The sequence below is a fragment of the Nitrobacter sp. TKz-YC02 genome, assembly GCF_049852135.1.
GTDB classification, from domain to species: domain Bacteria; phylum Pseudomonadota; class Alphaproteobacteria; order Rhizobiales; family Xanthobacteraceae; genus Nitrobacter; species Nitrobacter vulgaris.
This window is the reverse complement of sequence record NZ_CP180728.1, coordinates 3,187,655-3,213,259: the sequence shown is the minus strand read 5'-3', so window position 1 is coordinate 3,213,259 and position 25,605 is coordinate 3,187,655. Positions and strand designations below refer to the sequence as shown.

Genomic DNA, 25,605 nt, shown 5'->3' with positions numbered 1-25,605 from the left:
CGTCGCTTCATTCTTCAGGATCGCATCATGAGCGGACCATCCAGCTTCCAGCCGCAAAATTCCGTCCTCAAGTGGATCGAGCGGCGTTTGCCGATCTTCGGCCTCGTCCATTCCTCGTTCGTCGCCTATCCGACGCCGCGCAACCTGAACTACTGGTGGACGTTCGGCGGCATCCTCTCGTTCATGCTCGGGGTGCAGATCATCACCGGCGTCATCTTGGCGATGCACTATACGCCGCACGCCGACCTCGCTTTTAACTCGGTCGAAGCCATTGTGCGCGATGTCGACTACGGCTGGCTGCTGCGTTACCTTCATTCGAACGGCGCCTCGATGTTCTTCATCGCCGTTTATATCCACATGCTTCGCGGCCTGTATTACGGCTCCTACAAAGAACCGCGCGAGATCCTCTGGATCCTCGGCGTCATCATCTACCTCCTGATGATGGCGACCGGCTTCATGGGCTACGTGCTGCCGTGGGGCCAGATGAGCTTCTGGGGCGCGACCGTCATCACCAATCTGTTTTCCGCCATTCCCTATTTCGGCGAAAGCATCGTGACGCTGCTATGGGGCGGCTACTCGGTCGGCAATCCGACGCTGAACCGCTTCTTCTCGCTGCACTACCTCTTGCCTTTCGTGATCGCCGGGGTGGTCGTGCTGCACGTCTGGGCGCTGCACGTCGCCGGTCAGAACAATCCGGCCGGGGTCGAGCCCAAGACCGCGAAGGATACGGTGCCGTTTACGCCTTACGCGACCATCAAGGACGGGTTCGGTCTTTCCTGCTTCATCCTGTTCTACTGCTGGTTCATCTTCTACATCCCGAATTATCTCGGTGATCCCGACAACTATATCCCGGCCAACCCGGGCGTGACGCCCGCGCATATCGTGCCGGAATGGTACTATCTGCCGTTCTACGCGATCCTGCGCTCGATCCCGGACAAGCTCGCAGGCGTGGTGGCGATGTTCAGCGCTATCCTGATCCTGGCCTTCCTGCCCTGGCTCGATTCCGCCAAGACCCGCTCGGTGCGTTATCGTCCTCTCGCCAAGCAGTTTTTCTGGATCTTCGTAGGTGTTTGTCTCGGCCTTGGTTATCTCGGCGCGAAGCCGCCGGAAGGTGTCTACGTAGTTGCCGGACGTATCCTGACGGCGTGCTATTTCGCCTATTTCCTGATTGTGCTGCCCATCCTGAGCCGTATCGAAAAGCCGCGAACTGTACCCAATTCGATCGCCGATGACGTGCTGGGAAAGAAAAAAGTCGTGGCTTCGGCCTTGGCGGTGTTCGGCGCTGTCGGGCTGCTGGCGCTGGATAGCGGCTCGAAGGTGAGGGCGGCCGACCATGGCTCGACTCCGCCGTCGTTGAGCTGGTCGTTCGCTGGCCCGTTTGGAAAATTCGACCAAGGCCAGTTGCAGCGCGGCTACAAGGTCTACAAGGAAGTCTGCTCGGCCTGCCACTCCATGAATCTCGTGCACTATCGTAACCTGACGGACCCGGGCGGTCCGGGCTTCTCTGTTGCCCAGGCCGAGGCGCTGGCCTCCGAAATCAAGGTGAAGGACGGCCCCAACGATGCCGGGGACATGTTCGAGCGGCCAGGCCGTGTCGCCGACAAATTTCCGTCGCCGTTTCCCAATGAGAACGCCGCTCGCGCAGCCAATGGCGGCGCGGCTCCGCCCGATCTTTCCCTGATGGCCAAGGCGCGCGGCTATGAACGCGGCTTTCCTCAGTTCATCTTCGATGCCTTCACGCAGTTCCAGGAAAAAGGCCCGAACTATATCCATGCCATCCTGACCGGTTTCGAGGATAGCCCGCCGGAAGGCTTCACGATGCCGGAAGGATCGACCTACAATAAGTACTTCCCCGGTCATGCCATGAAGATGCCGAACCCGCTGGCGGACGATCAGGTCACCTATGACGACGGAACCCCGCAGAAGGTCGATCAGTATGCGAAGGACGTGTCCGCTTTTCTAATGTGGGCCGCCGAGCCGAAGCTCGAGGAGCGCAAGCGGATCGGGTTTCAGGTCATGATTTTCATGGTCATCCTTGCCGGGCTGCTCTATTTCACCAAGAAGGCGGTCTGGGCCGACGCGCATTGAATGACGCGCACGACTCTTCGCATCAAAAAGGCTCCCTCGCGGGAGCCTTTTTGAGTTGATGCCGATACAGGTGACGGCGGGACATTAAACGAAACGCTGTCATTGCGATGTCTTGTATCGCCTCAGCGCTTGAACAGACCCATCACCGCCGATTTCGCCAGTGTGTTGAAATGAAGCTGAAAACCGATCACTGCCGCTGATGTATCGGCATTGGCGTTGATGTTGCCTCCGACCGCGTACACGGTGAACAAATATCGGTGCGGATGATCGCCTTCAGGCGGGCAAGGGCCGCCGTAACCGGCTGTGCCGAAATCGGTGCGAGTCTGTAGCGCGCCATTGGGAAGCTTGCCGCTTCCGGGATTGCCGGCGTCGAGCACAAGCTCCGTCACCGAGGCTGGAATATTGATGACGACCCAATGCCAGAAGCCGCTGCCGGTCGGCGCGTCCGGATCAAAGCAGGTTACGGCGAAGCTCTTCGTGCCTGCCGGCGCGCCGCTCCAGCGCAGGTGCGGTGATCGGTTGCCGCCCGCGCAGCCGTGACCGAAATCCGCCGACAGGACATGATCCTTGTCGAGGTAGTCGCCATCCTTGAAACTGTTGCTCACGACTTTGAACGTCATGATGTTCTCCCGGTGTCGAGTGAGGCTAATCTAGCGCGCGTTGTTGGGCGCGCAACCGCCATGGCGGCGGACATGATCGCGGCAATGCGCCCGAGTTCGGGCGGGAACGCTCTTGACATCGTCTCACCGGAATGATGATTTCGCGGCATGAACCACGCAATCCGCCCGCTCCGTCTCTGGTGGGCCACCTTCTGAAGGTGGCCGGTGCGATTTTGCTTCAATTCTAATCGTCGAAGGCCGTCATGCAGAGCGACGGCCTTTTTTGTTTGTCCTGTGTGGCGCACTCTCCGCAAGTCTCGTAAGAGGACTGCATGAACAGGACTGTCTTTTCCCTTCCCGCGCAAAGTGAGTACCTGACCGCCGGCGGTCTCTCGATCAGCCGTTCGATCGAACACTTTACCGGCGGCAGCAGGCTCGACGATCTGATCGGTCTGCTCGACAGCCGTCGCGGCGTGGTGCTGTCGTCGGGTACGACGGTGCCGGGCCGTTATGAGAGTTTCGACCTTGGCTTTGCCGATCCGCCGCTCAAGATCGAAACCACAGGATTCAATTTTGTCATCGAAGCCACCAATGTTCGCGGCGAGGTGCTGATCGCGTTCCTTGGGGAAACCCTGAGCGTACCCTGTGCGGTCGTCACCGAAAAAACTGCCTGCCGGATCGCTGGCCATATTGTGCGCGGCGATGCTCCTGTGGAGGAAGATCAACGCACCCGGCGCGCAAGCGTGATGTCGCTGGTGCGGGCGCTGGTGGCGGCTTTCGCGTCGACGGCAGATCCCATGCTCGGGCTGTACGGCGCGTTCGCCTATGACCTCGTGTTCCAGATGGAAGATCTGGTGCAGAAACGCGAGCGTGAAGGCGATCAGCGCGACATCGTGCTATTTATCCCGGACCGCCTGCTCGCTTATGATCGTGCCACCGGCCGCGGCGTCGTACTGTCCTACGATTTCGCATGGAAGGGCCGCTCCACCGAAAAGCACCCGCACGATACGCCTGACAGCCTTTATGCGAAAACACCGCGTCAGGGTTTTACCGATCACGCCCCGGGTGAATATCAGGCCACGGTGGAAACCGCGCGCGCCGCGTTTGCGCGTGGCGACCTGTTCGAGGCGGTGCCCGGACAGTTGTTCGCCGAGCCCTGCGAGCGCTCACCGGCCGAAGTATTTCAGCGGCTGTGCCGGATCAATCCGTCGCCCTATGGCGGGTTGGTCAATCTCGGAGACGGCGAGTTTCTAGTCTCTGCCTCGCCGGAAATGTTCGTGCGCAGCGACGGCCGCCGCATCGAGACTTGCCCGATTTCCGGGACCATCGCGCGCGGCGCCGATGCCATCGGCGACGCCGAGCAGATCCGCGAGTTGCTCAACTCGGAGAAGGACGAGTTCGAGCTCAACATGTGCACCGACGTCGATCGCAACGACAAGGCGCGCATCTGCATGCCGGGAACGATCAAGGTGCTCGCGCGCCGCCAGATCGAGACCTATTCAAAGCTGTTTCATACTGTCGATCATGTCGAAGGCATTTTGCGGCCCGGCTTCGATGCGCTCGATGGGTTCCTCACCCACGCATGGGCGGTGACGGTGACGGGTGCGCCGAAGAAGTGGGCGATCCAGTTCGTTGAGGACAACGAACGCTCGACGCGGCGCTGGTATGCCGGCGCATTCGGTGTTGTCGGCTTCGATGGCTCGATCAACACCGGCCTGACCATCCGTACCATCCGCATGAAAGACGGCCTCGCGGAAGTGCGCGTCGGCGCGACCTGCTTGTTCGACAGCAAGCCGGAGCTCGAAGACCGCGAGTGCCAGACCAAGGCGGCGGCGCTGTTCCAGGCGCTACGCGGCGATGCGCCAAAGTCGCTTTCGGCGGTGGCGCCGGACGCAACCGGCTCCGGAAAACGCGTGTTGCTGATCGACCATGACGACAGTTTCGTGCACATGCTGGCGGATTACTTCCGGCAGGTCGGCGCGCGCGTCAGCGTCGTGCGCTATGTCCACGCGCAGGATATGCTCGACAAGCAAAGCTATGACCTGCTGGTGCTGTCGCCTGGACCCGGCCGGCCTGAGGATTTCGGCATGGCCCGTACCATCGGCACGGCGCTGGAGAAGAACCTGCCGGTGTTCGGCGTCTGTCTTGGTTTGCAGGGGATTGGTGAATATTTTGGAGGCCGTCTCGGCCAGCTGGCGCAGCCGGCGCATGGGAGACCATCGCGCGTGCAGAGTCGTGGCGGACGGCTGATGTGCAACCTGCCAAACGAGATCGTGATCGGCCGGTATCATTCGCTCTATGTCGAGCGCGACCGTTTGCCCGACGTACTGGAGGTGACGGCGAGCACCGACGACGGGGTGCCGATGGCGATCGAGCACAAATCGCTACCGGTGGGCGGCGTGCAATTCCATCCCGAATCGCTGATGTCGCTTGGCGGCGAGGTCGGCTTGCGGATCGTGGAGAACGCGTTCCGGATGGGGAGGGCGCGAAGCGCAACGACGTGAAAGAGCCCCATGCGCGGGCTTGCCCCCTGCAACCGTCATCCTCAAAAGGATGGATTGCCGGATCATAGGCGAGCGAAGCGCTCCACAAATCTGTTCTCCGAAAGAGATTCGATGACCTTCGAAGATGACTTGCAGGCCTCCGTCCGCACCATTCCGAATTACCCCAAGCCAGGGGTCATGTTTCGGGACATCACCACGCTTCTCGGCGACGCGCGCGCGTTCCGTCGCGCCGTCGATCAGCTCGTGCATCCGTGGGCCGGCTCGAAGATCGACAAGGTCGCCGGCATCGAGGCGCGGGGCTTTATCCTCGGTGGCGCGGTGGCGCATCAGGTGTCCGCAGGCTTTGTGCCGATCCGCAAGAAGGGCAAGCTGCCGCACCAGACCGTACGGATGGCCTATACGCTTGAATACGGCATGGACGAAATGGAAATGCACGTCGACGCCATCGCCAGGGGCGAGCGCGTCATTTTGGTGGATGATCTGATCGCCACTGGAGGAACAGCCGAGGGCGCGGTGAAGCTGTTGCGCCAGATCGGCGCTGACGTCGTTGCTGCCTGCTTCATCATCGATCTGCCGGATCTCGGCGGCGCCGCCAAGTTACGCGCGATGGATGTCCCCGTGCGGACGCTGATGGCGTTCGGCGGACATTGAACTCAACGAAAGCAATGAACCGTTCACCGCTGTTGCATCAGTTGTCGTTCGATCTCACGAAAGCCGAAATAGTTGTTGCGGATCCACTGGTGGAGCTCGGTTGAAGAATCCGTCTCCGTTCGCAGATATTCGGTGAACGAGAAGGTCAGCCGGTCGATGTAGGTCTTGAGAAACGCGGGAAGTTCTGCGATGCGCATCACCCAATTCTGCATGAAAGCTTCGGGCAGCCTTCCGCGCATAACGAATTCATTTTCGACCGTCACGATAGCGTTGGACGGCAGCGTTGCCCGTAGGGTCTGATAGCCGCGTGCGGAAACACGGTCGCTGTCGGCGATGAACAGCACAACCGGCGCCACCTCGCTCCGCGCGGATTCCTTGACGAATCCGATTTCCTCGATCATCCCGAAGAATTCGTCGAAGGAAGGGTAACCGAGGTCGATCACCTTGGCGAGACCGTCATTGATGATCAACTGATCCATCAGTGCCATCTTGCCGAACGTGTCATCGATTTCTGCGGTCTCTGTAAGACGCGGCAGATAGTCGACCAGAGACGGCTCCTTCAGGTTGACATCAAAGGCGAGGACATCGCCCCGCTGCAAACGAAGAAATTCGCTGAGCTGCCGCGCGATCAGCGTCTTGCCGACCTGCGGACGTGGCGAACAGATAATGTAGACAGGAGTACGAGGCATAGGAGCTACATCGGAGCGACGATCCCGATCTAGCAGGACGCCGACAAACTCTCCACCGACATTCTTGATACGTCACTGCGCAAATGAGGACGCAGCTTGGTCGCGATCAGGATTTCCAAGCTGAGCGGCAGTCGAGTTGACCCCTTGTGCAGATGCACAGCCAAGGTTTTACGCTGCCGTTGTAAACGCAAGTCCTTATCAACTGATAGGTTCCGGAATGACGGAAAGATCAGCTACTTGTTCGAGGCGCGGGAACCGCTCTTCTCCTTTGAGGCGACAATGTCGGTGAGCTTGATGCGGTCGTATTCGCTCCACACATTGGCGAGCCAGTGGCGAACATAGCCGCGCAGAACGAACGAGTAGTTCGCGGCTTCGTTCTTCGGTCCCTTATTGGCTACGAACCTCAGGAAGGGCACCGATGATACCTCGACCTGCTCGTACGCCATCTCGTTGAGTTTCGGGATGGTGATTTCGGTCGCATCCTTGATCTTGCGGAAGTAGGCGTTGTAGGTCGCCTGGTCCCACTCGAAGAAGCTCGTGTTGTTGATGAAGTTCTTCACCAGAAAATATTTGGCCCCGGACATGAATCTGGCAGTTTCCGCGATCTCATCCAGGGAGGCAATTGAGGGGCCAAGAATGTGGAATACCGCGAAGGTAATCTGCCCCGTTTTCGCCGCGTCGAGAAAACCGATGTCGCGAAGCGAGGCCAGAGCCGAAGACATGAGTCCGGCACGGACGTCAATCACGGTGACGCTAGCCTTGGCCGTGTTGAGCGTATCGAAGATCTTCATCTGATCTGCGGTCGACGTCATGTCGACGATCTCAGTGACATCTGGATGAAAACGCCTCAGCGTGCCGCGAGGCGATTCTGTGTCGAAGGCTCTGGTCGGTACGTTGTTGGCGCTGAAATAGTCGAGAATGGTACGGGAAACGGTCGTTTTGCCGACGCCGCCTTTGTCCGCGCCAACCACAATCACTGCCGGCTTCGCCATGAGACCCCTTTGAGCAAGCTGAAATCGGCGACCGCGTATGGTCGCGCGGCCGGGCTGTCCCCCCAGTCGTTGCTTGGAGCGGGACCATGGCAGAAACGAGGGAGAATTCAATTCGATATGTCAAATCTGGCAAAATTCGTTGAGCCGTTGAGCATTCGTGGCGGCTATATTTGCGTTTTCGAGCGAAGTGGATACCGGTTCGCGTGGAGAAAACGCGTCAAATCAAAAAGCTCCGCTTCTGCTTCCATCAGAATCGGAAAGCCTCAAGTCTGCCTACGAGCCTGAAACAGGCTTAGAAAGCGGCAAAGATAAAGATCAGGAGCGATGGCTCGGTGGGCCGGGAACGGGCGGTGCCGGCTCGCTCCAGGGTCCCGGCGGAAGCTCGGGCAATTTCTGATCGGTCGCGGCGCGCTCGGTATGCAACCGCATCGGTCCGGGATCGTGGCCGCCGGCATATGTCACCAGCGCGCGCACCCGCGTTTCGATGGAAGGATGGGTAGCAAAAAGGTCGGCGAAACCTTGACGCGGGTTGTCGACACACATTTCCATCACGGCCGAGGTTGCGCCCGGCAGTTCGCCACGGTTCTCGATCTTGCGCAACGCCGAGATCATGGCGTCGGGATCCTTGGTCAGTTCAACCGAGCCCGCGTCAGCCATCAGTTCGCGCGAGCGTGACAGCGCCATCCGTATCGCTTGCGATAAAAACCAGGAGAGCGCAATCAGCACCATCGCCAGGATCACGGCGATGACGGCGCCGCCGCCTTTGCTGTCGCCGTTGCGGGAGGAGGATGAGCGCGACGAGCCGCCGCCGATCCGCGCGCCGCTGTTGAAGAAGATGCGGAAGCACAATTCCGCGACGAAGCCGACCACGCCCGCGATGATGACAGCGACCACCATCAACTGAACGTCGCCGTTGCGGATGTGGGTGAGTTCGTGACCGAGCACCGCTTCCATCTCCCGATCGTTAAGCTGGTTCATCAGGCCGGTGGTGACGGTGATCGCATATTGACGGCGGTTGAGTCCGGTGGCGAAAGCGTTGATCGCGTCGGTATCGATCACCTTCAGCTTCGGCATCGGGATGCCGCGCGAGATGCAAAGGTTTTCCAGCAAGTTGTAGAGCTGCGGCTGTTCCTTGCGGGTGACATCATGGCCGCCGGTGACCGCATCAATGATCGACTGATGGAAGAAATAGGCGATCACGATCCACAGCGCCGAACCTGCTGTTGCCCAGGGGAGGACCGCGATCAGGTCATGCCAGGCGATGGTGATGTAGAACGCCGCCGGGTAGTCTGCGCCGCGCCGGAACACTTCGGCAATCAGCGCGCCGGCGAACACCATTACATAAATCAGGACGAACAGCCCGGCGAGCAAAAACATCGAACGAATCTTGTTCGACGCGATGTGGGTGTAGAGACCGTAGGCTGCCATTAGGCGAATCCGTTTGCAGCGCTTGTCGCGGAGACGATTCGCTTCCTTCCCCATAAAGGGGGAAAGAGCCTATCCTGTCCGGTTCGGCGCATCAAAGGAGCCTCAGAATTTCACCTGAGGCGTCTGTTCTACGGTCGCGCGGCTGGCACCGAGATCAAAAAACTCCTTATGCGTGAAGCCGAACGTGCCTGCGAACAACGCTGCCGGCAGTTGCTGGATAGCGGTGTTGTATTCCTGAACAGCGTTGTTGAAGAAACGACGGCTTGCGGCGACCTTATTTTCGATGTCGGACAGTTCGCCGGCAAGCTGTTGGAAATTGGCATTGGCCTTGAGATCTGGATAAGCCTCCGACAACGCGATGAGCCGGCCAAGCGCGCCGCTCAACTGGTTTTCGGCGGCGCCGACCTGCGCCGGCCCCTGCGCCGACATCGCGACGTTGCGAGCCTTTATGACCTCGTCCAGTGTCCCGCGCTCATGCGCGGCATAGCCTTTCACGGTTTCGACAAGGTTCGGGATCAGGTCGTGACGCTGCTTGAGCTGCACATCGATGTCGGCGAAAGCCTGGCCGACGCGCTGGCTGAGTGCGACCAGTCGGTTATAGGCGACAAGCGCAAACACAGCGACGGCGACGATGACGCCGAGAACAATCAAGCCGGTCGACATGAGAAAAGCTCCTGATGAGAGGACGCGAACGCGGTCACCGTAGACGATATTCCGCGCGAACGGCAGGTTCCGCCGGGAGACGGCGTCCTTTGGTCGGGAAAACTCTTAGAAAAGTTCAAGTTGTCCGGTATTTTGTTCTGTGTGAAGCAGATGTAGGGTGTGGATGTGGTGGATCAGGACGACGAGCGCATGATCGTGGACGAGCAATCTTTCGGCGCCGGCGTGGCCAGTGCCGTCGATCCGCGCACCGGCACGTCGCGAATGGTGCGCGGCATTTTTCTGGTACTGGGTATCTGTTTCGTCGCGCTCGGCTTTATCGGCGCGTTCCTGCCGGTGCTGCCGACAACGCCGTTTCTGATTTTGGCCGCCGCCTGTTTCGCCCGCTCTTCGCCCCGGCTTGAAAACTGGCTATTGCAGCACCCGCGTTTTGGCTCGCTGCTGCGTGGCTGGCGCGAGCGCGGCGCAATTCCTGTAAAGGCCAAGCTGATGGCGCTTGGCGGCATGGCGATCGGCTTTGTGGGATTCTGGTTTGGCAGCCATCCCGGCCCTTGGCTCACGGCGGCGGTGGTGCTTCTGATGCTGACCGGGCTGGCTTACGTCTTTACGCGGCCGTCCTAGTTTTCAAAAAATTACGTCTCGATCAGGTTGACGGCGTCGCCCCAGCCGAGCCGGCGCACACGGGAATAGCTGGCCTTGTCACGACGGGGAAATGTCGCGACGCCGGCGCTCCCATCGGGCCGACACAACTTGATCCGCATTGCGGCCTTGGTGATCAGCGGCGGCGCTAGCACCCGTGCCGGACGTTGTCGGGCGGGCGTTCGGGCCAACGCGACATAGCTGAATTTTTCGTCCTCGAAAGGAAGCTCCACGCCCTTGATCTGCTTATGCGCGCGGGACCGCGGCAGCCGCTGCACGAAATGGCACCAGTCCGGCACAGCTTTTTGTTTTGATGCATTGTCCTCACGCGAAATGCCTGCCTCGCTTGACAACAACATGAGCGGACATTCGCCGTCATGCGGGCAGGGCGCGATGACATGCGCGCCGCGCGCGACCAGCCTGCGTCGCAGATCAAGAATTCGCCGGTAGCCGGCAGGCGTGCCGGGTTCGACGACCAGCAGCGTGTCGCGCGTCGCCGCCCACATCAAATCAGCGAGCGCGGCTTGCCGATCGGCGCTGAGTTCGCCGATGACATAGCTCGCGAGCACAAGATCGGCGCTCTCGGCTGTATTGTGAAGCCCAGCTGACGCGTCGTGTTGCACATAGCTGAGGCCGTTCAGTCGCACCTCATCGGCAGCGAGGTCCAGTGCGAGCGACCGCAGCGCCGGATTGGCGTCGATCGCCGAGAATGCGTCGAGGGATTCGAACGCCTGCGCAGCAGCCCATGTCGCCGTTCCGGGTCCGGCTCCGACATCGAGCAAGCTGATCGGTGTGAACTGTGGACGTATCTCGCGAAGCGCATTGAGGCTGGCCACCACGGCCGCATAGGTCGCGGGCATCCGCGCCAGCGCATAGGCTAGTGCGTCAGTTTCGTCGCGGATCGTACTTGAACCGCCGCCGCTCCGATACGTTTGCGATATCGTGGCCGCGCGAGCTGCGGCATCGCTGCGGGTTAGGCCCTGCGCTTTCCGCTGTAAGGCAGCCTTCAGTTCGGCAGGAAGATCGGGCGGGATCATGGCGGTCTTTGTTCCTTCTTCCGTGACGGGAGAAGGAAGAGGTCACGCGACGTTCTGGTCGAGAATTTTCACCGCGTTTTCGAGATCGACCGACACCAGTTGCGAGACGCCACGCTCGGCCATGGTGACGCCGAACAGCCTGTTCATCCGCGCCATGGTGATCGGATTGTGGGTGATAATGATGAAGCGCGTCTCCGTGGACGACGTCATCTCGTGCAGGAGATTGCAGAACCGTTCGACGTTGTGGTCGTCGAGCGGCGCGTCGACTTCGTCCAGCACACAGATCGGTGACGGATTGGTGAGGAACACCGCGAAGATCAGCGCCAGTGCTGTCAGCGCCTGTTCGCCGCCCGAGAGCAGCGACAGCGACTGCGGCTTCTTGCCCGGCGGCTTGGCGATGATCTCAAGGCCGGCTTCCAGAGGATCGTCGCTCTCGATCAGATGCAGTGCCGCCTCGCCGCCGCCGAACAGTTCGGTGAACAGCCGCTTGAAATGGGTGTTGACGGTCTCGAACGAAGTCAGAAGCCGCTCCCGCGCCTCACGGTTGAGGCTCTGGATGCCGGTGCGCAACTTCTTGATGGCCTCGACGAGGTCGTCGCGCTCGGTGGCGAGCGAGGTATGCTGGGTTTCGACCTCGCGCAATTCCTCCTCGGCGCGCAAGTTGACGGCGCCGAGACGGTCGCGGTCGCGGCGCAGCTTTTCGAGATCCGCCTCGATCTCCGGCAGCGGCGGCAGGTCGACGCCGGACTGAATTTCGGCCAGTGAAGCCACCGCGTCGGGTTCGACCTCGAGCATGTCGCGGATTTCGCGTTCGGTATCCTCGAGCCGCCGCTTGCTTCCGTCCATCCGCTCTTCGGCGCGCGCCGTAGCCTCGCGTGCGCTTGACAGCGACTCAAGCGAGATTTTCGCGGCGCGGTCGGTTTCTGCCATCACGGCTTCGGCGGCGGCGAGGGTATCGGCCGCGTCGCGGCGATCCTTTTGGGCGTGCTCGATCTCGCTGATGATTGCACTACGCTTTTCTGCAAACAGCGCAGGCGCGTTGTCGAGGTCCGCGCGCTCGGCTCTGACCTCGGTCACGCGCGCTTCGATGGTCGCGATCTGCGAAGCCGCACTTTGCTTACGGGTTTGCCATTCGTTACGTTCCGCCGATATCGCCTGCAGGCGGCGATCCGCGAGTTCGGCTTCGCGTGCGAGCGCTTGCGCCTCGGCGCGCACTTGCGCGGCGGCTCGTCGATGGCCGTCGATTTCTGTCCGTACCTCGCCGAGCTTGGTCTCGGTGTCGAGGCTCGGCGGCAATTCGCCGAGTGCGGCGGTCGCGGCTTCATGAGCGGCGGTGGCCTCAAGGCGATCGTTGGTCAGGCGGCTGTGGGCTTCGGTCAGCGCCGAGCGGCGCGCCGCGTGGCGATTGATCTCGCGCTCGGCGCTTGCATGACGTTCGCGCGCGGCATCGACCTCGCGCTGCGCTGCGCGCCAGGCATTGCGCGCCTCGCTCTCGGCCGACGCGGCGGCGGTGACGGCCTGGCTTGCTGCGGCGACGGCCTGCTGCGCCGTTTCCAGCGCCTGGCGCCGTTCGGAGACCTCGGTGCGTGCGCGCTCAATCTCGCTCTCGATATCAGCCAGCCGCGCACGCTCGGCGAGGCGGCGCGCCGCGCCGGTCGGTGCATGGGCCGCAGTCACGAAGCCGTCCCAGCGCCAGACGTCGCCTTCGAGCGAGACCAGCCGCTGGCCGGTCTTCAGATGGGCAACCAGTTCCGCACCACGCTCTTTGGCGACGATGCCGATTTGCTTGAGACGCCGGGCCAATTCGGGCGGCGCCTGCACATGGGCTGCAAGCGATTCCACGCCTTCGGGTAGCGCTGGATCGTCCGCCGTGACGGCCACCCCGGTCCAGCGCATCGGCGCGGACTGATCCACCGGTGCGTCGAGGTCGTCGCCGAGTACAGCGCCGATCGCCTTCTCGTAGCCTTTGTCGACATTGATGCCGTCGATGATCGGCGGCCACAGGTTTTTGCTTTCGCCGTTGAGAATCTTGGCGATGGTCTTGGCTTCGGTCTCGAACCGCTGTGCGCGCTTGTCAGCGTCCTGCAGCGGTCCGCGAGCCGCTTCGACGCCGGAGCGGGCGGCATCGAGTCGGCTGCGTGCGGCGGTATGTTCGGCCTCGCGCTCGCGGCTCAGGTTTTCCGATTGCGCCAGCGCTTCCTGCGCACCCTGGATCGCCGCGGTGAGGGTATCGAGATCGCCGAAGCCGCTGGTCTGCTGCGCCAGCGCTTCGGTCTCGCGCTGCACGTCTGCGATCTGCTGATCGACGCGCGCGAGGCGATCGCGATGGGTCCGCACGTTCGATTCAAGCTGGGTGCGCCTGGCGGTGAGGTCGGCCAGCACCCGTGTCAAATCAGCAAACGTGGCTTCGGCCGCAGCAAGCGTCGTTTCCGCCTGTGCCGCCCGTTCGTCGACGCCGCTGCGCGTTTCGACACGCGATTTGATTTCGTCCTTCAGCTCGGCGTCCTCGACATCGAGCCGCTGCAAGGCGGCGTCGGCGTCGGATGACTGTCGCTGCTCGCGCTCGACATCGGATGCAAACTGTATCAGCCGCCGATCGAGTTCGGCGGCGCGCTCCTTCGCGCGTTCCTCTTCGCGATCCAGCGTCTCGCGCGCATTGGTAAGGCGCTGCAGACCGGCGGCGGCGCGGGCTTCCGCTTCGCGCAACGCGGGAAGTTCGGCCGCGCGTTCCGCCTGGAGGCGAGCGGCTTCGGCCTGCTCGCGGGTGCGTTCGGCCAACTCGCGGACATTGAGGTCGTGGGTTCTGGCGGCTTCCGTCACCTCGGCCTGAGCTTCGAGCCAGCGCAGGTGGAACAGCATCGCTTCCGCCTTGCGCACTTTCGCGGCGACGTCCCGATAACGGATCGCCTGCCGCGCCTGCTTCTTGAGCCCCTCCATCTGGCCGGCGAGTTGGCCGATCACATCCTCGACGCGTGTGAGGTTGGTTTCCGCGGCCTTCAGCCGCAACTCGGCCTCGTGACGGCGAGCATGCAGGCCGGCCACGCCGGCGGCGTCTTCCAGCACGCGGCGGCGCTGTTCGGGTTTGGCCTGGATGATCTCGCCGATCTTGCCCTGGTGCACCAGCGCCGGAGAGCGCGCGCCTGTGGCTGCGTCGGCAAACAGAATCTGCACGTCGCGGGCGCGCACGTCTTTACCGTTGATACGGTAGACCGAGCCGGCCTCGCGCTCGATCCGGCGCGAAATCTCTAGCGCTTCGGAATCGTTGAGGGCGGAGGGCGCAGAGTGATCCGAATTGTCGATCGACATCACCACCTCGGCGTGGTTACGCGCCGGACGGTTGCCGCTGCCTGCGAAGATCACCGCGTCCATGTCGGCGGCGCGCAGCGATTTGTACGAGGTCTCGCCCATGGCCCAGCGCAGCGCCTCGACCAGATTGGACTTGCCGCAACCGTTCGGCCCGACCACGCCAGTGAGACCTGGCTCGATCACGAAATCGGTGGGTTCAACGAACGACTTGAAGCCGTGAAGGCGAAGGCGCGTGAGTTTCATGGACACTCTACTGTGCTTGCAAGACGCGAATCAGCCCACAGCCACAATACCACACGTACTGTCAGCAGCCCTGAGTCGCGCGCCTCGCGAGGTTCGACAATGGCGATAGCGACGTACCAGAGCAACCGCGCAGACAAGCTTTTCCAAAGGCTTTTGCAGGGGTTATAGCGTTTTCGAGCGAAGCGGATATCAGTTCGCGTGAAGAAAACGCGTCAGATCAAACCATAAAGTTCCGCTTCTGATTCCCCAGAAGTGGAAAGACCCTGGAACCTCAGCCGGTGTCCGCCAATGTTTGTTTGCTATCCTCAGTTTTTCAACAAGGGATCGATCTTCTTCTTGAAGTCCTCGAATGCGATCTCGCCCTTCACCATGTCGCCGTTGATGAAGAACGTCGGTGTCGAATTCACCTTCAAAACCTCATTGGCGTATTTCTGGTCGGCAGCGATCTTGTCGAGCAAGGCCTGATCCTTCAGGCAGCTTTCAACCTGATCTCCCGTAAGTCCGGTCTGCTTGCCGATCAGTTTCAGCGATTCCGTGGTATTTGATCCGGTCCATGTGTCCTGCGACTTGAACAGCGTGTCGATCACGGCGAAATATTTTCCCGCGTCGTCCTTGGCGATGCAGCGGGCCAGCATCGCGCCGGCGGCGGCCTTGATGTCGAGCGGAAACTCGCGGAACACATAGCGAATCTTGTTGGTGTCGATGTAGTCCGTCTTGATCTTCGGAAACACGTCTTCCGCGAACCGCGAGCAATGCGGACACGTCATCGAGGCGTATTCGGTGATGGTGACGACGGCGTCCTTGGGGCCGAGCGCCATGTCCGGCAGCGAAACGGGTTTGGCCACGTCTGTGGCGGTGGCGCTCTGGGCCATGGCCTCACCGATCAGGCGCAATGGCGAAAGACCTACGAAGGCGGCGAGCCCGCCCATTGCGAGGACGGCATTAACGGCGCGGCGCGTAATGATCAACGGTCTTCTCCCGAAAACGGCGCAAGCGCCCTGATGACAATTGTTCGCTAGCTTGAAACCAGAATTGTGGCAATGGCGCGCTGTCGGTGTGCTCCACCATCGCGTCAATTCCGCTTGATCGAGGCGCCGAGTCGCGCCAGCGCCGTACGCAGATCGTTGTCCTCGATAGAGGACAGCGTTTCCGCCACCTGTGCCACGTCCGTCGCGTCGGGCAGCCGTGAGGTATTCCGCACGGAGCTGTGCGACAAAGGGGCCTGGCGCAAGGCCAGCCGGCCGACCGCGTTCCAGCCGAAGAACCGATTGACCCTTTGCAGAATGACATCGGAGGAATGCTGGATTTCCAGTGCGACAGGACCTTCGACCCGCAATACCAGCGTCGCCGGTTCCTGCTTCTGCCCCTCGATCGGACGAGGCCACTGGATCTTCATCGGTTCGGAATGCGCGGCGATCTCGGGTCCGGCGATTTCCGCCCAGCGGGTCACCAGTTCGCGTGAGGCGAATCCCTGCCGCGCATAGGCATCGGAGAAGACATCACCGAGCAATGCCGACAACGGCTTGGCTGAGATCGGGCCGGGCTTGGACATCACCGCTTTTATAGCATGTCGGTTCTCATTTGGGATGCGGTTGAAAAAATGCCGTCATGGCTAGGCTTGTTCCAGCCATCCGCGTACGGAACGAATAAAGACGTGGCTGCCCGCGACAGGCGCGGGCATGACGGTGAGAGAATTTCGTCGAACGCCTCGAGTCGGTAAATGGCGCTATCCGTGGAAAACAACGAGCGAAGGGAAGCTCCTGCGCCAGCGGGCCGTCGCACGCGGCTGCTGGCCTGGTACGACCGTAACCGCCGCCGGCTGCCGTGGCGCGCGCTGCCCGGCGAAACTATCGATCCCTATCGGGTCTGGCTGTCCGAGATCATGCTGCAGCAGACGACCGTGAAGGCGGTCGGGCCTTATTTCGAGAAGTTTCTGGCGCGCTGGCCGGACGTTGAGGCGATGGGGCGCGCGTCGCTCGACGATATCCTACGGATGTGGGCCGGGCTCGGTTACTATTCGCGCGCGCGCAATCTTCATGCCTGCGCTGTTGCGGTGCTGCGCGATCACGGCGGTCGATTTCCCGATACGGAAGAGGACTTACGGGCGCTGCCGGGGATCGGTCCCTATACTGCGGCGGCGATCGCCGCCATCGCCTTCAATCGCCGCACCATGCCGGTCGACGGCAATATCGAACGGGTCGTGACACGGCTGTTCGCTGTGGACGAGCCGTTGCCGAAGGCGAAGCGATGCATTCAAACGCTTGCCGCGACGTTGCTCGGATCCTCGCGAGTCGGGCGCGAAGGCAAGAGCCGCGCTGGTCGCGACGTGAAAACACGCGCTGGTCGCGACGGCAACAGCCGCGCTGGGGATATCGCGCAGGCGCTGATGGATCTTGGCGCCGCCATTTGCACGCCGAAGAAGCCTGCCTGCGTGCTGTGTCCGCTGAACGATGATTGTGCCGCGCGAGCTCGCGGCGATCAGGAGATCTTCCCTCGCAAGGTACCGAAGAAGGCGGGCGAGTTGCGGTGCGGCGCGGCCTTCGTTGTGAGGCGTGGCAACGACGTGCTGGTCCGCACGCGGCCGGCAAAAGGCCTGCTTGGCGGCATGACCGAAGTTCCGACATCGACGTGGCTCGCCGCGCAGGATGATGTGGCTGCTCTGAAGCAGGCGCCGTGCCTTGAAAGCGCTCCGCGCTGGCAGCGCAAGGCTGGCACGGTCACGCATGTTTTCACGCATTTCCCGCTGGAGCTTGCGGTTTATACCGCAACCGTTACCGCGCGAAGCGCGATGCCTGACGGTATGCGCTGGGTGCCGATCGCGCGACTGAAAGATGAGGCGTTGCCCAATCTGATGCGCAAGGTCATTGCGCATGGCTTGGGTGACGATAAGGAATTCAGTGTAGCTGCAAAGCGCCGCAAGCAACAAAAAGACCCTCCGGCGTGAGCCGAAGGGTCTTTATTCCTCATGAAGCGACGGATCAGGCCACCTTCGTCTTCATGTGGCGATACAGGAAGCCCAAAGCGTCCTCGTCGTTTTCTGTCTTGAAGGTAAACTTGTCCTTCAGCACGCTCGCTCTGGCCGCGGCCGGGCGCGCCGAGACCTCGTCGAGCAGCCGCTTGAAGTTCGGATATTTGGCGACGCTGCTCTCGCCGATAATGCGGGGCGCCATGCGCGCCCAGCCCCAGAACGCCATATCGACGATCGTATATGTGTTTCCGACCATGTAGCGGCTGCCTGCGAGATGATCGTCGAGAACCTTGTAGTGACGATGCGCCTCAAACAGGTAGCGGTTGACCGCATAGTCCATGCCCTTCGGCGCGTAGTCCTTGAAATGCACGGCCTGTCCAGAATACGGCCCGAGGCCGCTCGCGATGAACATCATCCACGACAGCAGTTGCGCGCGATTGGCCGGCGTGTTTTCCGGCATGAACTTGCCCGTCTTTTCGCCGAGGTAAAGAAGGATGGCATTGCTGTCGAATACGACCACGCCGTCGTCGTCGATTGCCGGTACTTTGCCGTTCGGATTCACTTTCAGGAATTCCGGCTTGAACTGGTCGCCCTTGCGGGTGTCGATCGGCACGAGTTCGAAAGGGAGGCCGGCTTCTTCCAGAAATAGCGCAACCTTGTTGGGGTTCGGCGCGCCATTGAAATAGAACTTGAGCATCATAAGCCCCTTTGTTCTTGGCATGAGTTGGGGACGCGGCTGGCTGTCCGCGAGCAGCCATTCCATGCTAGGATTTTTCGACCAAATGCAACCGAGGATTTGGCGCTTACCGCGCGGCTGTCCGATGCGTGGACGGAACGCGCTCGGAACGCCTTAGCCTGCCGCCATCTGGCTGCGGATTTCGGCCCGGAGCTCGTCGATCAGCCTGAGACCTTTGCTGGTTTCGATGTGCCAGAAGGTCCAGCCGTTGCACGCGCCTGCGCCTTGCGCCATCGCTCCGATCCGATGAATCGAGCCGACCTTGTCACCGAGCATGATGGCCCCGTCGGCGCGTACCAGAGCGCCGTGGCGCTTCTTTGCATCGACGAGCTTCGCGCCGGGCGAGATCATGCCGCGCTCGATCAATTCGGAGAACGCCACGCGCGGTGCCTCGCGCGCCGTCATGAAAGGGGCAAGGGTCGCTTCGGGAAGCGGTTCGATCGCCGCGATGCGTTTCTCGGCGGCGGCCGCGTAGGTTCGGTCGCGTTCGAACCCGATGTAGTTGCGACCGAGACGTCTGGCGACCGCGCCTGTGGTGCCGGTGCCGTTGAACGGATCGATGACGAGATCGCCGGGCTTCGACGACGAGAGCAGCACTCGCGCCAGCAGACCCTCGGGCTTCTGGGTCGGATGAACCTTGCGGCCGTCCTTGTCCTTCAATCGCTCGTTACCGGTGCACAGCGGAATCAGCCAATCCGAGCGCGCCTGCACGTCCTCGTTGGCGGCTTTCAACGCCTCGTAGTTGAACGTGTAGCCTTTGGCGTTTTCATCGCGCGCAGCCCAGATCATGGTCTCATGGGCGTTGGTGAAGCGGCGGCCGCGGAAGTTCGGCATCGGATTGGTCTTGCGCCAGACGATGTCGTTGAGCACCCAGAAGCCGAGATCCTGCATGATCGCGCCGACGCGGAAGATGTTGTGATATGATCCGATTACCCAGATGGTGGCCGACGGTTTCATGACGCGGCGGCAGGCGAGCAACCAAGCGCGGGTGAAATCGTCATAAGCGGAGAAGGACGAGAACTTGTCCCAATCGCTGTTCACCGCGTCGACGTACGATTCGTCGGGACGCTTGAGTTCGCCCTTGAGCTGCAGATTGTAGGGGGGGTCCGCAAATACCAGATCGACCGATCCGGATGGAAGCTTCGACATCTCGGCGACGCAGTCGCCAACAATGATGCGCGATGCGGGAGAGTCAAATTTGGTGCGGGGCGCCCTTGCAGACGCCCCGCGACGCGACACACCCATGACTCAAATACTCTGACTCAGGCGACGCTGTCGGCGACGCGGGACCAAACAACCGACTGGCGCTACAGTGACTTGCCAAAGTAAAAATCGACTTAATTGTAGAGAGCTTTCGTTCGGCGAAATGCAAGTTTGGCAATGATGCGCAGGTTTCAAAAGCTGGTGCGCGCAACCATTATTTGGTTCGCCCGCGATGGCGGGGTCGCGGTTTCATCGTCGGCGCTGATGGGAAGCATTTCGCTTGTGGTATTTTTTACAAGTTGGCCAAGTCAGTTTTTCTGAACCTGAACCACGCTTAAATTATAGAGCCATTGGTGCCCGCGTGGAATCCGAAGTTCGCATCAAGTTGTCGTTGCGAACTTCGAATGAGCGGTACTATCTTTTTGATTAGACGCGTTTTCTTCACGCGAACCGGATGCCACTTCGCTCGAAAACGCTATAGGCAATTGTTGCCGGGCAGGCTATTGAATAACGAGATCACTATTTGAGTTGGGCGCCGCCACTTGCGGCTAGGTTAGCGATCGATCGGACACGAGGACGGACCTCATGCGTGATGACGATTTTCGCCAGAGCGACAACATCGACGACCGTCGCGAGGATGGCGGATTCGGCGGAGGAGGCGGTGGATTTGGCCGACGCGGCGGCCTCGGCATCGGCACCATTATCATCCTCGGCCTGGTCGGCTATGCATTTGGCATCGATCCGCGCCTCCTCATCGGGGGTGCGGAGATCCTGACCGGCGGCGGCCAGTCGCCGAGCTATCAGACGGACGACCGCCCGTCACCGGGCAAGTCCGGTGCGCCGACCGACGATATGGGCAAGATGATCTCCGGCGTGTTGGGCGAGATCGACGATCGCTGGCACGAAATCTTTCAGGCCAGCGGGCAAAGTTATTCCGGCCCCCGTATCGTGCTGTTCCGCAATGCCACGAATGGCGGTCGCTGCGGTATGGCGCAGTCCGCGATGGGACCGTTCTATTGCCCGCCGGACAAGCAGATCTTCCTCGACACCAATTTCTTCAAACAGGTGGAAACGCGTTTTCGTGGCTGCTCGGGCAGCGCTTGCAGGTTCACCGCTGCCTACATCATCGCGCACGAGGCCGGACATCACATTCAGAACCTGCTCGGCATTCTTCCGAAGGTGACGCGACTGCAGCAGCAGGCCGGCAGCAAGGCAGAAGCGAACGAACTGCAGGTCAGAGTCGAACTTCAGGCGGATTGCCTTTCCGGCGTTTGGGTCAATCGCGAGGCGAAGAAGCGTCCGAACTTCCTCGAACCGGGCGATATTGACGCTGCGCTGACCACGGCAACGGCGATCGGCGACGATACGTTGCAGCGGCAGGCGACCGGCCGCGTGGTGCCTGACTCGTTCACGCATGGTTCGGCGGCGCAGCGCAAGCGCTGGTTCATGATCGGCTACCAGCAGGGCAGCGTGCAGGCCTGCAACACCTTCGCGACGGATGATTTGTGATGCTGCGTCGCGCGTGCCCCGGCTCTGCGGCGCAGCGTATAGAACGCTGTACCGCGTCCGGGACACGAGGAATGAATCGTTATGTCCATCGATGAGACAAAACCCTTCGTCCCCCTTAACATCGCGGTGCTGACCGTTTCCGACACGCGCTCGCTCGAAGAGGATAAGTCGGGTGCGACGCTGGCCGAGCGGCTGACCGGCGCCGGCCACAAACTCGGCGCGCGCGACATCGTCACCGACGATGTCGAGGCGATCCGCACCCTGATGAAAAGATGGATCGCTGACCCCGGCATCGACGTCATCATCACCACCGGCGGCACCGGCTTCACGGGGCGGGACGTCACCCCGGAGGCGGTCGAGCCGCTATTCGACAAGCGGATGGACGGCTTCTCGATCGCTTTCCACATGCTAAGTCACGCTAAAATCGGCACCTCGACGGTCCAGAGCCGCGCAACCGCCGGCACCGCAAGTTCCACCTTCATTTTCTGCTTGCCGGGATCCCCGGGTGCCTGCCGGGACGGCTGGGACGGCATCCTCGCGCACCAGCTTGATTACCGCACCCGTCCCTGCAATTTCGTCGAGATCATGCCGCGGTTGGATGAACATCTTCGCCGGCCGAAGGCGAAGGGAGCGTCGGCCTGATAGCTGCCCGATTGGGGACAGAACATTATGTTCTTTATTTGTTCCAATTGGGTGCTATGTTCTCGCCATGAGCAGCGCCTCTCTCGCCCGCAGGAACCCGCCAGCCACGCCGCCCCCCGCATCGGCGGCCGCCTCGCCCTTTGCCGAGATTGAGGTCGCAATCGATCACGAGCGGAGGAGGGGGCGCGGCGCGCAATCCAACCTCAGCGGTCGATACGAGACGGAGGCGCGAACGGCGTTCGACGATGGCTGGCAGAGCCTCGACGATCTGCCGCCGTTCAAAACCACGGTCGCTGTTGACGCCGCGCGGAAAGTCATCACCCGCAACGACTCGCCTGACATCAGTTTCGACCGTTCGATCAACCCTTATCGGGGCTGCGAGCACGGCTGCGTCTATTGTTTCGCAAGGCCGACCCACGCTTATCTTGGCCTGTCGCCGGGGCTGGATTTCGAATCGAAGCTGTTCGCGAAGCCGGACGCACCGGCATTGCTGGAGAAGGAACTGGCCGCGGAGGGCTACGAGCCGAAGATGATCGCGATCGGAACCAATACCGATCCCTATCAGCCGATCGAGCGTGACCGGAAAATCATGCGCGGCATTCTCGAAGTGCTCGAGCGCGCCTCGCATCCGGTCGGTATCGTCACGAAATCGGCGTTGGTGACACGCGACATCGATATCCTTGCGCGAATGGCGAAGCGCAATCTCGCCAAGGTGGCGATCTCTGTGACGTCGCTCGATTCCCGGCTCGCGCGCTCGATGGAGCCGCGGGCATCGACGCCAATGAGGCGACTGGAAGCACTGCGCAAACTGTCAGAAGCAGGCATTCCGACCACGGTGATGGTGGCCCCCGTAATTCCGGCGTTGAATGACTGCGAGATCGAGCGGATTCTCGATGCTGCTGCATATGCCGGCGTCAGGGAAGCCAACTATGTGCTGCTGCGCCTCCCGCTGGAAGTGCGCGATCTGTTCCGCGAATGGCTCATGGCGAGCTATCCGGATCGCTACCGTCATGTGTTCACGCTGATCCGCGACATGCGCAATGGCCGCGATTACGATTCACAGTGGGGTACACGGATGAAGGGCGCGGGACCGATCGCTTGGATGATCGGCCGCCGCTTCGAGATCGCTTGCGAGAAACTTGGGCTCAATAAGAAGCGCTCAAAGCTGACGATGGACCATTTCGCCAAGCCGAAATGCAGCAGCGGGCAGCAGTTGAGCCTGTTCTGAGCAGAGCTGAGGCCGTTGCGGGACGAGCAAACCGGTAGCCATTAGAAATACGCTTCAGGAGAGCGGGCATAAACCCGTTTCGGCATTGTCTCCAGGTTTCCCCACCCGCACTATCTTCGAATGATTCGGGGTCGATCCAGGGACCAGCCGGGGAAATCGCCGGCCGTCGCGCAGCCGAGCTTCCGGCGCGAGCGTGGGCTGATGCAGCGTGGCGTTTGGCCGGTCGCAGGTTGCGACGAGGTCGGGCGCGGGCCATTGGCAGGACCGGTGGTTGCCGCCGCGGTCGTGCTGGATCCGAAGCGTATTCCCAAAGGCATCGATGATTCCAAGCGTTTGACCGCTGCGCGCCGCGAGGAGTTGTTCGAGGAAATTGTGGCGACCGCATCTTTCGGGGTGGCCTGCGCGCCGATCGCACGGATCGACCGCGACAATATCTTGCGCGCATCGTTGTGGGCGCTCGCGCGCGCGGTCCATGCGTTGCCGGACACGCCGAAGCACGTCTTCGTCGACGGTCGCGACAGAATCGAGATCGCTTGCGAGTGCGAGCCGGTGATCGGCGGCGACGGGCTCGTGCTGTCGATTGCCGCCGCCTCGATCGTTGCCAAGGTCACGCGCGACCGGCTGATGTGCAAGCTAGCGCAGGACTGCCCCGGCTACGGCTTCGAGACACATAAGGGTTACGCGGTCCCCGGGCATCTCGAGGCGCTCGGCCGCCTCGGGCCAAGCCCTCATCATCGCAGCTTCTTTGCGCCGGTTGTTGCGGCGCGCGAACGTCACCGCGCGTCGCCCACCGGGGTAAGCGTCTCCGCGAGCGAAACGTCGACCCGAGGAGCGGTCGAGGCGAGCAATCTGACCTGGTAGATATGACCTGGCAGGCTGGTTGCTTCGCCGGTTCATGCGCCGTATCACTCGCAGCCGTCTTACTCCCGCGCACTTCGGAACTCCGCAAGACCCGCCGCCATCAGGTCCTTCATGCGCTTCACATCGCTGGTTGTCGAACTGATCCGCGCCAGACCGCTTTTGGTATTCTGGATCGTGGTGCTGTTTCAGGCAGCGATGTGGCTGCTGGTGTCGTTGCTGCTGTACCGGGGTCCACCAGGTGATCTGGCGACCGTGCTGGCGTTCGGCCGGGAATATCTGGTCGGAACGGATCTCGGACCGCCTCTCGCGTTCTGGCTCGCGGACATCGCCTATCGCGCAGCCGGCAACCACATTTTCGGCGTCTACCTGCTGTCGCAGCTTTGCTTCATCGTTGCATTCCGGGTTCTGTTCGAACTGGCCCGGACTATCGTCGGCAGCCAGCAGGCTGTTCTGGCGGTTTTGCTGACCTTGACGGTCACCGCGTACGGGGCACCCGGCCTGACGTTCGGCCCGTCGGTGCTCGCTCTGCCGTTGTGGTCGCTGCTGCTGCTGCATGGCTGGCGGATCGTCGGGCAGGGCCGCAATGCATGGTTCGCGCTATCGATCGAAGCCGGTCTGCTGCTGCTGACCACGCCGGCCGCCGCCGGGTTGTTGCTGGCCCTCACCCTGTTCGCCTTGGCGACGGGGCGTGGCCGAAATGCCCTGGGTTCGGTCGATCCGCTGTTCGCGCTGCTGGTGATCGCGGTGCTCGCGTTGCCTTACCTGATCTGGCTGGTGCGCGCAGACGCACTCGGCGCGCCGCCTTGGCCCAATATTTTCGAACTGCATTTGCGGCTGTTGCGCTGGAGCGAACTGCTCCTCGCGCTCGTGTTCGCGACGGCTGGCCTTTTGCTGCTGATTGTCCTCAATTCCAGTTTCGTCAATCGGAAGCCTGAGGACGCGCCGGTGATCGTGCGGCCGCCAGTGGATCCGTTGGCGCAGACATTCGTCTATGCCTTCGCCCTCGCGCCGGCCCTCGGCGGAAGTCTGGTGGCGGCTCTGTTCGGGGTCGATCACGTCATCGGAGGCGCACCGATTGCGCTGTCGATGTCTGGTCTGGCGGTCGTCCTGCTTTCCGGCGATCTCATCCATCTACGCCGCCTGCGTGTGCTTCGCGTGGCGTGGCTCGCCACCGTCGTGGCTCCGGCGCTGGCTGTGATTGCGACGGTCATTGTTCAGCCGTGGTTCGCCAACACCGAGGTTGCGACATCTATCCCGGCATCTGCCATCAGCGCTTTCTTTGGCGAGAATTTCGAGCGTCGCACCAATCGCCCGCTGCCGGCAGTCGCGGGCGATCCGCTGCTTGCGGCCCTCGTCGCGCTCGGTCCCTCGCGACCTCATCTCCTGCTCGATGCGAGTCCCGAGCGCACGCCATGGATAACGCCGGCAAAGTTCAACGAACTCGGGGGGGTCGTGGTCTGGCGCGCGTCCGACACCGCGGGTACGCCGCCCGAAGCCATTGCCAAGCGGTTTCCGGGCATTGTGCCGGAGATTCCGCGCACGTTTGGGCGTCTCGTCAACGGCCGGCTGCCTTTATTGCGCATCGGTTGGGCCATCGTCCGGCCGAAAGCGCTGTGACGCCT

At 61.6% G+C, this 25,605-nt stretch carries 21 protein-coding genes; 10 read left to right on the top strand and 11 right to left on the bottom strand.

The features are described from left to right. The first annotated feature begins 27 nt into the window (after nt 1-27). Nucleotides 28-2,088 carry a cytochrome c1 gene (locus ACM561_RS15445; RefSeq protein WP_425906164.1) on the top strand — a complete coding sequence of 687 codons (2,061 nt, stop codon included), beginning with the start codon at nt 28-30 and terminating at the stop codon, nt 2,086-2,088. Nucleotides 2,089-2,210: 122 nt separating this feature from the next. On the opposite strand, the gene ACM561_RS15440 is transcribed toward ACM561_RS15445, so the two are convergent. Next, nucleotides 2,211-2,708 carry a YbhB/YbcL family Raf kinase inhibitor-like protein gene (locus tag ACM561_RS15440; RefSeq protein ID WP_425906163.1) on the bottom strand — a complete coding sequence of 166 codons (498 nt, stop codon included), beginning with the start codon at nt 2,706-2,708 and terminating at the stop codon, nt 2,211-2,213. Nucleotides 2,709-3,019: 311 nt separating this feature from the next. On the opposite strand from ACM561_RS15440, the gene ACM561_RS15435 reads away from it, so the two are divergent. Together ACM561_RS15435 and ACM561_RS15430 are read left to right on the top strand one after the other, a co-directional pair. Then, nucleotides 3,020-5,191, top strand: a complete 2,172-nt coding sequence (locus ACM561_RS15435) for an anthranilate synthase component I (RefSeq protein ID WP_425906162.1) — start codon at nt 3,020-3,022, stop codon at nt 5,189-5,191. A gap of 111 nt (nt 5,192-5,302) precedes the next feature. After that, complete coding sequence (locus ACM561_RS15430) at nt 5,303-5,842, top strand: adenine phosphoribosyltransferase (protein ID WP_425906160.1); 540 nt, start codon at nt 5,303-5,305, stop codon at nt 5,840-5,842. Nucleotides 5,843-5,865: 23 nt separating this feature from the next. Here the strand turns inward: ACM561_RS15430 and ACM561_RS15425 are convergent, their stop codons facing one another. The 4 genes from ACM561_RS15425 to ACM561_RS15410 form a co-directional block, all read right to left on the bottom strand. Continuing rightward, on the bottom strand, nt 5,866-6,531 hold the full coding sequence (locus ACM561_RS15425) for a hypothetical protein (RefSeq protein WP_425906158.1): 666 nt from the start codon (nt 6,529-6,531) through the stop codon (nt 5,866-5,868). 233 nt (nt 6,532-6,764) lie between these two features. Continuing rightward, on the bottom strand, nt 6,765-7,523 hold the full coding sequence (locus tag ACM561_RS15420) for a hypothetical protein (RefSeq protein ID WP_079447620.1): 759 nt from the start codon (nt 7,521-7,523) through the stop codon (nt 6,765-6,767). A gap of 315 nt (nt 7,524-7,838) precedes the next feature. Beyond that, entirely contained in the window at nt 7,839-8,951 is a 1,113-nt protein-coding gene (locus ACM561_RS15415) for a M48 family metallopeptidase (protein WP_425906156.1), read from the bottom strand. Nucleotides 8,952-9,053: 102 nt separating this feature from the next. Continuing rightward, a complete protein-coding gene (locus ACM561_RS15410; protein WP_425906154.1) occupies nt 9,054-9,614 on the bottom strand; it encodes a LemA family protein in 561 nt (186 codons plus the stop codon). A 264-nt stretch (nt 9,615-9,878) separates the two neighbouring features. On the opposite strand from ACM561_RS15410, the gene ACM561_RS15405 reads away from it, so the two are divergent. Continuing rightward, the gene (locus ACM561_RS15405; protein ID WP_425909776.1) at nt 9,879-10,232 is read left to right on the top strand and encodes a YbaN family protein; all 354 of its coding nucleotides are present in this window, start codon (nt 9,879-9,881) and stop codon (nt 10,230-10,232) included. A gap of 11 nt (nt 10,233-10,243) precedes the next feature. Here ACM561_RS15405 and ACM561_RS15400 read toward each other — a convergent pair whose 3' ends face one another. The 4 genes from ACM561_RS15400 to ACM561_RS15385 form a co-directional block, all read right to left on the bottom strand. Beyond that, a complete protein-coding gene (locus ACM561_RS15400; RefSeq protein ID WP_425906153.1) occupies nt 10,244-11,287 on the bottom strand; it encodes a small ribosomal subunit Rsm22 family protein in 1,044 nt (347 codons plus the stop codon). A 42-nt stretch (nt 11,288-11,329) separates the two neighbouring features. Next, nucleotides 11,330-14,836: a chromosome segregation protein SMC gene (gene smc / locus ACM561_RS15395; RefSeq protein WP_425906151.1), complete on the bottom strand. Its 3,507-nt coding sequence runs from the start codon at nt 14,834-14,836 to the stop codon at nt 11,330-11,332. A 305-nt stretch (nt 14,837-15,141) separates the two neighbouring features. After that, nucleotides 15,142-15,804: a DsbA family protein gene (locus ACM561_RS15390; protein ID WP_425906149.1), complete on the bottom strand. Its 663-nt coding sequence runs from the start codon at nt 15,802-15,804 to the stop codon at nt 15,142-15,144. Nucleotides 15,805-15,908: 104 nt separating this feature from the next. Beyond that, nucleotides 15,909-16,388 carry a DUF721 domain-containing protein gene (locus ACM561_RS15385; RefSeq protein ID WP_425906147.1) on the bottom strand — a complete coding sequence of 160 codons (480 nt, stop codon included), beginning with the start codon at nt 16,386-16,388 and terminating at the stop codon, nt 15,909-15,911. Nucleotides 16,389-16,556: 168 nt separating this feature from the next. Between ACM561_RS15385 and ACM561_RS15380 the strand changes: the two genes are divergently transcribed. Continuing rightward, nucleotides 16,557-17,780 (top strand): A/G-specific adenine glycosylase, encoded by a 1,224-nt coding sequence (locus ACM561_RS15380; RefSeq protein WP_425906146.1) that lies wholly within the window; start codon nt 16,557-16,559, stop codon nt 17,778-17,780. Nucleotides 17,781-17,814: 34 nt separating this feature from the next. On the opposite strand, the gene ACM561_RS15375 is transcribed toward ACM561_RS15380, so the two are convergent. Next, on the bottom strand, nt 17,815-18,501 hold the full coding sequence (locus tag ACM561_RS15375; protein WP_425906144.1) for a glutathione S-transferase family protein: 687 nt from the start codon (nt 18,499-18,501) through the stop codon (nt 17,815-17,817). Nucleotides 18,502-18,654: 153 nt separating this feature from the next. Next, nucleotides 18,655-19,785 carry a site-specific DNA-methyltransferase gene (locus ACM561_RS15370; RefSeq protein WP_425906142.1) on the bottom strand — a complete coding sequence of 377 codons (1,131 nt, stop codon included), beginning with the start codon at nt 19,783-19,785 and terminating at the stop codon, nt 18,655-18,657. A 543-nt stretch (nt 19,786-20,328) separates the two neighbouring features. Between ACM561_RS15370 and ypfJ the strand changes: the two genes are divergently transcribed. The 5 genes from ypfJ (at nt 20,329) to ACM561_RS15345 (ending at nt 25,600) form a co-directional block, all read left to right on the top strand. Continuing rightward, a complete protein-coding gene (gene ypfJ, locus ACM561_RS15365; RefSeq protein WP_425906140.1) occupies nt 20,329-21,252 on the top strand; it encodes a KPN_02809 family neutral zinc metallopeptidase in 924 nt (307 codons plus the stop codon). 81 nt (nt 21,253-21,333) lie between these two features. Further along, nucleotides 21,334-21,894: a molybdenum cofactor biosynthesis protein B gene (gene moaB / locus ACM561_RS15360; RefSeq protein WP_425906138.1), complete on the top strand. Its 561-nt coding sequence runs from the start codon at nt 21,334-21,336 to the stop codon at nt 21,892-21,894. 67 nt (nt 21,895-21,961) lie between these two features. Further along, nucleotides 21,962-23,122 (top strand): PA0069 family radical SAM protein, encoded by a 1,161-nt coding sequence (locus tag ACM561_RS15355; protein ID WP_425906136.1) that lies wholly within the window; start codon nt 21,962-21,964, stop codon nt 23,120-23,122. Between the two features lie 120 nt (nt 23,123-23,242). Continuing rightward, nucleotides 23,243-23,983 carry a ribonuclease HII gene (locus ACM561_RS15350; RefSeq protein ID WP_425906134.1) on the top strand — a complete coding sequence of 247 codons (741 nt, stop codon included), beginning with the start codon at nt 23,243-23,245 and terminating at the stop codon, nt 23,981-23,983. Between the two features lie 111 nt (nt 23,984-24,094). Further along, nucleotides 24,095-25,600 carry a glycosyltransferase family 39 protein gene (locus ACM561_RS15345; RefSeq protein ID WP_425906132.1) on the top strand — a complete coding sequence of 502 codons (1,506 nt, stop codon included), beginning with the start codon at nt 24,095-24,097 and terminating at the stop codon, nt 25,598-25,600. The last annotated feature ends 5 nt before the right edge of the window (nt 25,601-25,605 follow it).